The sequence below is a fragment of the Streptomyces nanshensis genome (assembly GCF_001751255.1).
Classification (GTDB): domain Bacteria; phylum Actinomycetota; class Actinomycetes; order Streptomycetales; family Streptomycetaceae; genus Streptomyces; species Streptomyces nanshensis_A.
The window spans coordinates 1-10,302 of record NZ_LJGW01000278.1; the positions used below are offsets into that span (position 1 = coordinate 1).

Genomic DNA, 10,302 nt, shown 5'->3' on the forward strand with positions numbered 1-10,302 from the left:
CGCCAGCCTAGACGGGCGGCGGCCGGGCCCGGGCGCAGGCGGCGTACGGGACGGCCAACCGGCGGGCGGGCGCGGCTACTTGAGCGGATCGGCGCCGAAGGCCGCCCAGTCCGGCTCGGGCATCGTGCCCGTCTCGAAGACGAGGTCGAAGGCGCCCTTGCCGTCGATCGACTCCCGGATCACATCGGCGTGGCCCGCGTGCCGTGCCGTCTCCTCGATCAGGTGCAGCAGCGCCCAGCGCCAGGAGCGGGTGCCGCCCTCGTCCCACGGGACCTTCGGGGAGTCGAACGTCTCGTCCACCGAATCCAGCGCGCGCACGGCGTCGTCGATCTCCCGCGCGGCCTGCTCGTAGAAGGCGAGCAGCGACTCGACGCTCTCGTCCTCGCGCGGGGTGAAGCTCTGCTGCCACTCGGCCGCCTGCGCCGCGATGTCCGGCTGCGCGCCGTCGTCGGCCTTCAGGCGCCGCAGCCAGCCCCGTTCCCCGTACGCCACGTGCTTGAGCACCCCGGCGAGGGAGAGGGCGCTGGCCGAGGGGGTGCTGCGGGCCTGTTCCTCGGTGAGCCCGTGCAGCGCACGCCGGATGCCGCCGCGCTGGGCGTCCAGATACGCAAGGAGCGCGCCGCGCTCGTCGCCGGGTGCCTCCGGCTTCACCACTACGGGCATGACCGTCACCTTCCGCCAGGAGACGCGCTCTGTCCGGCGCCTCTCGATGAGGCCGACGCTAGGAGCCCTTGCGGTCAGGCAGCGTCCGCAACGGGCGCGCGGCGCCGGTGGATTCGGCACGCGAGGACCGGCCGGAAGACCGGCTTCCCCGACGTCAGAAGACGTCAGAAGGGGAAACCGCTGCGGTCGTGCTGGATGGAGATCCACTTGGTGGTGGTGAAGGCGTCCACGGTCTGCTCGCCGTTGAGGCGTCCCAGGCCGGAGTTCTTCTCGCCGCCGAACGGGACGATCGGCTCGTCCGCCACCGTCGTGTCGTTGATGTGCACCATGCCCGTCTCGATGAGGTGGGCCACGCGCAGACCGCGGTCGATGTTGCCGGTGTGCACGGCGCCGCCGAGCCCGTACGGGGTGTCGTTGGCCACCCGTACCGCCTCGTCCTCGCCGTCCACCGGGATGACCAGGGCGACGGGACCCAGGATCTCCTCGCGCAACGCGGCCGAGCCGTCCGGCAGGTCGGTGAGGATGCTGGGCGAGATCAGATTGCCCTGCTTGGTGCCGCGTACGAGCGCGGTGGCGCCCTCGGCGACGGTGCGCTCCACAAGGGAGTTGACCTTCTCGGCCTGTACGGCGTTGATGAGCGGGCCGATCTGGGTGTCCGGGTCCCTGGGGTCGCCGACCTTCAGCGTCTCGACCTTGGCGACGAACTTGTCGTTGAACGCCTTGCAGATCTCCCGGTCGACGATGATGCGGTTCGCCGACATGCACACCTGGCCCTGGTGCACGAAACGGCTGAAGACGGCGGCGTCGACCGCGTAGTCGAGGTCGGCGTCGTCGAGGACGATGAAGGCGCTGTTGCCGCCCATCTCCAGCACCGCGCGCTTGAAGTGCGAGGCGGCGACGGTCGCGACCTGGCGGCCGACCGGCTCGGAACCGGTGAACGCGATGACCTTCGGCACCGGGTGGGAGATGAAGGTGTCGCCGATCTCGGCGGTGTCGCTGATCACGACGTTCAGCAGGCCGGGCGGCAGCCCGGCGTCCTCCAGCACCTTCGCGACGAGCGAGCCGCCGCACACCGGGGAGTTCTGGTGCGGCTTGAGGACGACGGCGTTGCCCAGGGCGAGCGCCGGGGCGATCGTCTTCAGCGACAGCAGGAAGGGGAAGTGGTACGGCGTGACGACGCCGACGACGCCCACGGGGACCCGGAGCACCCGGTTCTCCTTGCCGTCGACCGGCGACGGCACGATCCGTCCCTCGGCGCGCAGCGCCAAGTGCACGGTCTCCCGCAGGAATTCCTTGGTCTGGTGGATTTCGATCTCGGCCTTCAGCCGAGTGCCCCCGGTCTCGGCGACGAGCGCCTCGCCGATCTCCTGCTCGTTGTCCTCGATGATGCGGATGGCGCGCTCGAAGACCTGACGGCGGGTGTACGGATTCGTCTTCGCCCAGTCCCGCTGATGCCGTTCGGCGGCACGGTAGGCCCGGTCGACCTCTTCGGCGGTGGCGACCGTGATGGCGGCGAGCTTCGCGTCGTTGTACGGGTCGAAGTCGATGACGTCCCAGGAACCGCTGCCCTGGCACCACTGGCCGTCTATGTACTGAAGCGCCAGGTCCGTGAAATAGGACATGTCATTCCTTCGTGGGGCAGGAACAAGCTGAGCGAGTGCCGCCTGGGGCCGCAGCACACAGCACAACTCCGTACTGATGACTGGTCATCGTACTTGCAATTCAGCCGCGTTGGCGGATTGCCTGCAGATGATCGCGCGTACGCGACGGTGAGAGGCTGTCCTTGACCAATCGGCTCAACACTTGGTCATAGTGGGCCACTTCATCTTTCTTGTCCAGGTAAAGAGCACTGGTCAACTGCTCCAGATACACCACGTCGTTGAGGTCGGACTCGGGGAAGCGCAGCAGCGTGAACGCACCGCTCTCCGCGGGATGTCCGCCGAGTTCGAACGGAACGACCTGGACCGTGACGTTGGGGGATTCCGACACCTCGGCGAGATGGCGGAGCTGACCGTCCATGATCGCGTGGGATCCGAACGGGCGGCGCAGCGCGGCCTCGTCGAGTATGCAGAGGAAGTTCGGGGCGTTCTCACCGAGGAGCAGCTTCTGCCGCTCGACGCGGAGGGCGACGCGGCGCTCGACCTCCTCCTCCGGGATGTGGCTCTGGTGCCCGGCGGTGACCACCGCGTGCGCGTAGTCCTCCGTCTGCAACAGGCCGTGCACGAACTGCACTTCGTAGGTGTTGATGTGGGAGGCGGAGCCCTCCAGGCCGACGTAGGTCTGGAACCAGCCCGGCAGCACGTCGCTGTAGCTGTGCCACCACCCGGCTATGCTCGACTCTCTGGCGAGGCCCAGCAGCGGCTCGCGCTCGGATTCGTCGACCACTCCGTAGAGCGTCAGCAGATCGGCCACGTCACGGGCCTTGAAGCTCACACGGCCCAACTCCATTCTGCTGATCTTGGATTCGGACGCGCGGATCGAATAACCGGCGGCCTCACGCGTGACCCCGCAGGCCTCACGGAGCCGGCGGAGCTGAGACCCGAGCAGAATGCGCCGCACCATCGACCCGCTTGAGCCACTCGCCCCGATTGCGCCGCCGCTCACACCCATTGCCGGTTGTGTCTCCATTTCGAGGAACCCTTCACCCTGCTCTCAGGGAAGTGTGCCATCAATGCGCTCCGTTGCGTGCCCGGGTGATTACACACGATCGAAAGTCTCTCGTGCACGTGCATCTGCCCTTGCATCTGCTGTGGGCATTGGGAACCATGGGGGTCGCACAAGTGCGCTGCGTGCCAGTCCAGTTGTGACACACGGGGAACGGCGAACGAGGAACAGCGAGACCCATCGAGACAGCAAGCCGACCGGATCCACACAGGATCATCACTGCCGCGAACGCCAGGAGTGGCTCGTCATGGGGACCGAAGCATCGACCGTGCTGGAGCCCTTGGGGCGTGATGTCCCTCACCTTGACCATTCGACCGTCTCCGGCTCCGCCACCTGCGCGCTTCCGCCGCGCTTCGACGCGGTGAGAAGCGCACGGGACTTCACCCGCGAGACCCTCGGGCGGTGGCGCCTGGAGGGCGAGTTCGACACCGTCGCGCTCGTCGTCTCGGAGCTGGTGACCAATGCGCTGCGGCACGGCCTGCCGGCCTCGCCCGCCGCGGGCGCGGAACCGGCGTCCTCGCCGGTACGGCTCGACCTGATGCGGTGGGCGGCGCGGCTGGTGTGCGCCGTACGCGACCCGAGCGGTGCGCCGCCCGCGCCCGAAGCCGCCGACGGCTGCGCCGAGTTCGTGGACTTCACCGCCGAGTCGGGCCGCGGGCTGTGCCTGGTGGAGTCCTTCAGCGACGGCTGGGGCTGGCATCCGCTGACGGGCATGATGCGCGGCAAGGTGGTCTGGGCGCTCTTCCGGCTCACGCCCGTACGGCCCCTGTAGCGGGCGCTGTAGCGGTCCGGCCGCCCTGCGGCGGGACCGAGGCGGCGCCGACAGGCGCCGCGGGCCGAGGAGTTGGGCTCGTGCGGTACGCCGCACGGTGCGGGCCGAGGGCCCGGGGCGGTACGCACTGCGGAGGGGGAACCCGCGGCGCGTACCGCTCAACCTCCGCCGCGCGTCAGGCGTCTTCACGAGCGGCCCTCTTCACGGGCGGCCCGCGCCACCGCGCCGGGGTCGTTCCGGTACGAGGGGGCCGGAGGGTCAGTCCTGCACGAGGTGGTCGAACTCGCCGTCCTTGACGCCGAGGATCATGGCTTCCATCTCGGCGGGTGTGTAGACCAGCGCCGGACCGTCCGGGAAGCGTGAGTTCCGTACGGCGATGTCGCCGCCGGGGAGCCGTGCGAACTCCACGCAGGTGCCCTGCGAGTTGCTGTGCCGGCTCTTCTGCCACTCGGCCCCGTGCAGGTCCCTTGCGGCCATGCCGTTGTACGGGTGAGGCACTTGGATCTCCCGGGCTGGTGCGGTGGGGGGTGTCGCACAGTGCGCGGTACGGACACCGTCGTCCGGTCAACTGCCTTGGATCATAACCTCGTTCATGTGCCTATGCATGTGCCGATGCACGTGCACGACGCCCTGTCGCCGCACCATCACAGCCGGTCAAAGCCCCTTGCGGACCGCTGATCGCCCATCACCCGCAGTCCGCACCGCGCCGTACACGGTCCCAACTCGCCCCGTGCGCACGGCAGTCGGGTTCCCCGTCCGGCATCGCGGTGCTCCGCCCGTCCCCGCCCGGCATCGACTGCCCTTCCTTGACTTCAACGGAACTTCAACTTCTACGGTCCTGCGGTATGTCAGCAGCACGTCCCGGAACCGGCCCGCAGGAGAGACCATGAGCATGGAGACGACAGCGTGGCACGCCCTCTACGCCGCCCGTTTCGCCCAAGAGGACAAGCGCCCCTTCTCGCGTGCCGCCCTCAGCCGCATCCTCCGCTTCGCCCGCGGCCACCGCCGGGCCCTCGTCGCGTTCCTCGTCTTCAGCAGCGCCCTGGCCCTGCTCACCGTCGCAACTCCCCTGCTGGCGGGGCGAGTCGTCAACGCCATCACGGGCGGCGCCTCCGTGCGCACGGTCGTCGTGCTCTCGTCGGTGATCGCCGTCATCGCCGTGGCCGAGGCCGCCGCCGGGCTGCTGACGCGGTGGCTGTCGGCCCGTATCGGCGAGGGCCTCATCCTCGATCTGCGGCGGGCGGTCTACGACCATGTGCAGCGCCTGCCCGTCGCCTTCTTCACGCGCACCCGCACCGGCGCGCTCGTCAGCAGGCTCAACAACGACGTGATCGGCGCGCAGCGCGCCTTCAGCAACACCCTCTCCCAGGTCGTCAGCAACCTCGTCACGCTGCTCGCGACGCTCGCGGTGATGCTCCGGCTGTCCTGGCAGATCACGCTCCTCACGCTCGTACTGCTGCCGCTCTTCGTGCTGCCGGCCCGCAGGATGGGCGCGCGCTTCGCACGTCTGGAGCGCGAACGGGCCGACCACAACGCCGCGATGGGCAGCCAGATGACCGAGCGTTTCTCGGCGCCCGGCGCCACGCTCGTGAAGCTCTTCGGACGTCCCGAGGAGGAGTCGGCCGAGTTCACCCGGCGGGCGGACCGGGTGCGGGACATCGGCGTACGCAGCGCGATGGTCCAGCACTTCTTCATCACCTCGCTCACGCTCGTCTCCGCCCTCGCCCTCGCCCTCGTCTACGGGCTCGGCGGCTACTACGCGCTGCGCGGCTCGCTCGACGCCGGCACGGTGGTCTCCCTCGCTCTGCTGCTCACCAGGCTGTACGCGCCGCTCACCGTGCTCGCCGGGGCCCGTATCGAGGTGATGAGCGCGCTCGTCAGCTTCCAACGGGTCTTCGAGATCCTCGACTTGAAGCCGCTGATCGTCGAGAAGCCGGACGCGGTGGCGGTGCCGGAGGGGCCGGTCTCCGTCGAGTTCGACGACGTGCGCTTCGCCTACCCGTCCGCCGAGAAGGTCTCGCTGGCGTCGCTGGAGGACGTCGCCGCGCTCGACACCCGCGGCGGCGAGGAGGTGCTGCACGGCGTCTCCTTCCGCGCGGAGCCCGGCGCGATGGTGGCGCTGGTCGGCTCCTCGGGCGCGGGCAAGTCGACGATCGCGTCCCTCGCACCGCGGCTGTACGACGCCGACGGCGGCACGGTCCGCCTCGGCGGCACCGACGTACGGGATCTGACGGCGGCCTCGCTGCGGCACACGCTCGGCATGGTCACCCAGGACGGCCACCTCTTCCACGACACCATCCGCGCCAACCTGTCGCTGCCGCGCCCCGGCGTCACCGACGGCGAACTGTGGGACGCCCTGCGCCGCGCACGGCTCGACGGTCTGGTCGCCTCGCTGCCCGAGGGCCTCGACACCGTCGTCGGCGAACGCGGCTACCGCCTCTCCGGCGGCGAGCGCCAGCGGCTGACCATCGCGCGGCTGCTGCTCGCCCGGCCCCGCGTGGTGATCCTGGACGAGGCGACGGCCCACCTCGACTCCACCTCGGAGGCCGCCGTGCAGGAGGCGCTGGCGGAGGCCCTCGCGGGACGCACGTCGGTCGTGATCGCGCACCGGCTGTCGACCGTACGGGCCGCGGATCTCATCCTCGTCGTGGAGTCCGGACGCATCGTGGAGCGCGGCAGGCACGAGGAGTTGCTGGCGCTGGGCGGACGTTACGCGCAGCTCCACCGCACGCAGTTCAGCGAGGGCGGGGCGCCGCACGGGGCGGACGCGGACGCGCAGCCGCTGCCGCTGGCGGACGCCGTACCGGAGCCGTCCGCGCCGTCGCCTTCGCGGCCGTCCGGGACCGCCCCCGCCCCGGTGCCCGGCGGCTCACTCGGGCAGATCAGCCCGGCAGGCGGTGCCGACGAGCCGAGTGCACCCTGAGCACAGGGCCGCCACGCGCGGGCGGACCCCTCCCAGGCACCGGCAAGGATGGGGATCACCGTGACCAAGCCGCTAGACCAGCTTCGCCGTTGCTCGGTCGCCGTCGACGTCGGCTCCGCCCGCACCCGCGTCCACATCAAGGACGCCGGCCTCCTCGTGGACGAGCCGTCCGTCGTCGCCGTGAACACCTTCTCCGGAGCGCTGATGGCCGTCGGCACCGCCGCCGAGCGCATGGACGGCAGGACGCCGGCGCACATCCGGGTCGTACGTCCGGTCAGCAACGGCACCGTCGTCGACATCGAGATGGCACAGCGCATGCTCCGCTCGATGGTCGGCTCCTCGGTACGGCGGGCATGGCGGCGGCGGGGCGCCATGCAGCGCGCGGCCGTGACCATCCCGCACAACGCCGATCCGCTCGCGCGCAGCGCCGCCGTCGAGACGCTCACGGGCGTGGGCGCGAAACAGGTGGAGCTGGTCGACACCCCCACCGCGGCCGGGGTCGGCTGCGGCCTCCCCGTCGAGCAGCCCGAGGCGAACATGATCCTGGTCTGCGGGGCGACGACGACCCAGATCGCGGTGCTCTCGCTGGGGGCGATCGTCTCGGCCACCACCGTGCCGATGGGCGGCGACACGATTCACCACGCGGTCGTCCAGCATCTGCGCAACCACCACGAGTTGATCCTCCCGAGCCAGGCCGTACGCCCGCTGCACCTGGCGCTCACGGGCGGCGGCGACACCTCCGGCGCCACGGAGGTCTTCGGCCGGGACGTGGCCACCGGCATGGCGCGCACCGTGATCGTCAACCCCGACGACGTACGGGCGGCCATACAGGCCCCGTTGACCGGGCTGTCCGACGCGATCCGCAGCGTCCTGCACAACTGCCCGCCCGACCTGGTCGCCGACCTCGCGGACCGCGGCATGGTGCTGGCGGGCGGCAGCGCGCTGCTGCCCGGACTCGACGAGCGGCTACGTACGGGCACGGGCATGCCGGTGCACATCGCGGACCACCCGTCCCTGAGCGCGATCAACGGCCTCGCGGCCATGGTCGAGGGGCACGCCGTGCCGCTCGAAGTCGATGTCCACTGACCCGCTCCCCCGTCCCCGGCGGTGCCGCACGGGGGCGCGGGGACGTAGCGTCGAGGTATGTGCAGAAACATCAGGACACTCCGGCCGCCCTACGCCGAGGCCGTCACCGAGGACGACGTACGGGCCGCCGCCCTCCAGTACGTACGCAAGGTCTCGGGCTTCCGGCACCCGGCGGCACACAACGCCGAAGCCTTCGACAAGGCCGTCGAACGAGTAGCAGCGGCGACCGGTGACCTGCTTTCCTCACTGGTCGTCCGGAGCTGACGACAAACAGATACTCGGACGGCATGCTGATCAGGAAGTCGGGTAGCTGCTCCCCGATCTGATCCAGAGTGAAAGGTCCAAGCGTGCCGGATAAACGGGTGGAAGAGGACGCGACAGGCGATCCGCCGGGCGGCGAGCCCGGCGGTCTGAAGGCCGCGCTCAAACCACAGACCGACAAGGTGGTGTTCGGTGTCACCGCCGCGCTGACCCTCGGTTTCGTGCTGTGGGGCGCCGTCGCGACGGACTCGCTGGGAAGCGTCTCCACCGCGATGCTCAACAGCACCATGCACAACGGCGGTTGGGCCTTCGTGCTCGCCGCCTCGGGCTTCGTGATCTTCGCACTGTGGCTGGCCTTCAGCCGCTACGGCAAGATCACCCTCGGCAAGGAGGGCGAGGAGCCCGAGTTCAGGACCGTCTCATGGGTCGCGATGATGTTCAGCGCGGGCATGGGCATCGGCTTGATGTTCTACGGCGTCAACGAGCCGCTGACGCACTTCGCCGACCCGCCGCCCGGTACGGGCGGTTCCGCGCCGGAGCGGATGCAGACGGCGATGGCCACGACGCTCTTCCACTGGACGCTCTACCCGTGGGCGATCTACGCGGTCGTCGGACTCGCCATCGCCTATAGCTGCTTCCGGCGGGGGCGCCGGCAGACGATCAGCGCGGTCTTCACCCCGCTCATCGGCGAGAAGAACGCCAACGGCGCCTTCGGGCGCGTCATCGACATCCTGGCGATCTTCGCGACGCTCTTCGGCTCCGCCGCCTCGCTGGGGCTGGGCGCCCTGCAGATCGGCAGCGGTGTCAAGGAGGTCAACTGGGCCGACAACGTGGGCACTCCGATCCTCGTGATCATCATCGCCGTGCTCACGGCCGCGTTCGTGGCGTCCGCCATCTCGGGCGTCGAGAAGGGCATCCAGTGGCTGTCCAACATCAACATGGTGCTGGCCGGCATGCTGGCGCTGTTCCTGTTCATCGTCGGCCCGACGATCCTGATGCTCAACCTGCTGCCCACATCGGTGGGTTCGTTCATCGGTGACCTGCCGCAGATGGCCGCCCGCACCGACTCCACCGCGGGCAAGGGCGTCGCCGACTGGCTCTCCGCGTGGACGGTCTTCTACTGGGCCTGGTGGATCTCCTGGACGCCGTTCGTCGGCATGTTCATCGCGCGCATCAGCCGGGGCCGTACGATCCGGCAGTTCGTCGGCGGCGTGATCCTCGTACCCAGCGTCGTAAGCCTCGTCTGGTTCGCGATCTTCGGCGGCACCGCCATCAGCCTGGAGCGCAACGGCGCGAAGCTGACCGGCGAGTCCACCGCCGAGGGCCAGTTGTTCTCGGTGCTGCGCGACTACCCGATCGCGAGCATCACGAGCCTCATCGTGATGATCCTCGTGGGCATCTTCTTCGTCTCCGGCGCGGACGCGGCGTCCATCGTGATGGGCACGCTCTCGCAGAAGGGGACGCTGGAGCCCGGACGCAACGTCGTCATCGTCTGGGGTGTGCTCACCGGTGCCGTGGCGGCGGTCATGCTGCTGATCGGCGGCGGCGGGGACACCGCGTTGGAGGGCTTGCAGAACCTCACGATTCTCGTGGCGGTGCCGTTCACGCTGGTGATGGTCGGCATGTGTGTGGCCATGACGCGGGATCTGCGCCGCGACCGGCTCATCGTCGTGGGCGAACGCGGCGACGAGGCCATCGAGACCGCGGTGCTCGCCGGTCACCGGCAGTACGGCGGCGAGTACGAGATCCTCATCGGCCCGACCAACGGCTCCTCGTCGCAGGAGGGTTCGGACGGCCAAGCGGACGACGACGGTTCGACGGACACCCTGTACAGGGATTAGCGGCCGCGACCGGAGCGGTCCCCGAGCCGGGCCGGTCTCGCGCACACACGCACCACAGCAGTCGGCGCCCCGCCACGGAACCACCGTGGCGG

At 69.8% G+C, this 10,302-nt stretch carries 9 protein-coding genes; 5 read left to right on the forward strand and 4 right to left on the reverse strand.

The window, feature by feature from the left end:
• Window positions 1–75 precede the first annotated feature (75 nt).
• The 3 genes from AN218_RS16350 to AN218_RS16360 all read right to left on the reverse strand — a co-directional run bounded on the left by AN218_RS16350 (window position 76) and on the right by AN218_RS16360 (window position 3,273).
• Window positions 76–663: a DinB family protein gene (locus tag AN218_RS16350; protein WP_070017625.1), complete on the reverse strand. Its 588-nt coding sequence runs from the start codon at window positions 661–663 to the stop codon at window positions 76–78.
• Between the two features lie 164 nt (window positions 664–827).
• Window positions 828–2,285 (reverse strand): aldehyde dehydrogenase family protein, encoded by a 1,458-nt coding sequence (locus AN218_RS16355; RefSeq protein ID WP_070017626.1) that lies wholly within the window; start codon window positions 2,283–2,285, stop codon window positions 828–830.
• 100 nt (window positions 2,286–2,385) lie between these two features.
• Window positions 2,386–3,273, reverse strand: coding sequence for a helix-turn-helix domain-containing protein (locus AN218_RS16360; protein ID WP_070017627.1), 888 nt, complete (start codon window positions 3,271–3,273; stop codon window positions 2,386–2,388).
• 301 nt (window positions 3,274–3,574) lie between these two features.
• Here AN218_RS16360 and AN218_RS16365 point away from each other — a divergent pair, with 301 nt between their 5' ends.
• On the forward strand, window positions 3,575–4,099 hold the full coding sequence (locus AN218_RS16365) for an ATP-binding protein (protein WP_070017628.1): 525 nt from the start codon (window positions 3,575–3,577) through the stop codon (window positions 4,097–4,099).
• A gap of 258 nt (window positions 4,100–4,357) precedes the next feature.
• Here AN218_RS16365 and AN218_RS16370 read toward each other — a convergent pair whose 3' ends face one another.
• Window positions 4,358–4,597: a DUF397 domain-containing protein gene (locus tag AN218_RS16370; RefSeq protein WP_070017629.1), complete on the reverse strand. Its 240-nt coding sequence runs from the start codon at window positions 4,595–4,597 to the stop codon at window positions 4,358–4,360.
• A 388-nt stretch (window positions 4,598–4,985) separates the two neighbouring features.
• Here AN218_RS16370 and AN218_RS16375 point away from each other — a divergent pair, with 388 nt between their 5' ends.
• The 4 genes from AN218_RS16375 to AN218_RS16390 all read left to right on the forward strand — a co-directional run bounded on the left by AN218_RS16375 (window position 4,986) and on the right by AN218_RS16390 (window position 10,210).
• On the forward strand, window positions 4,986–7,022 hold the full coding sequence (locus tag AN218_RS16375) for an ABC transporter ATP-binding protein (protein WP_079132238.1): 2,037 nt from the start codon (window positions 4,986–4,988) through the stop codon (window positions 7,020–7,022).
• 60 nt (window positions 7,023–7,082) lie between these two features.
• Complete coding sequence (locus tag AN218_RS16380; protein ID WP_070017632.1) at window positions 7,083–8,108, forward strand: rod shape-determining protein; 1,026 nt, start codon at window positions 7,083–7,085, stop codon at window positions 8,106–8,108.
• 57 nt (window positions 8,109–8,165) lie between these two features.
• Window positions 8,166–8,372 carry a DUF2277 domain-containing protein gene (locus tag AN218_RS16385; protein ID WP_070017630.1) on the forward strand — a complete coding sequence of 69 codons (207 nt, stop codon included), beginning with the start codon at window positions 8,166–8,168 and terminating at the stop codon, window positions 8,370–8,372.
• A gap of 83 nt (window positions 8,373–8,455) precedes the next feature.
• Complete coding sequence (locus AN218_RS16390) at window positions 8,456–10,210, forward strand: BCCT family transporter (RefSeq protein WP_070017631.1); 1,755 nt, start codon at window positions 8,456–8,458, stop codon at window positions 10,208–10,210.
• Window positions 10,211–10,302: the final 92 nt, after the last annotated feature.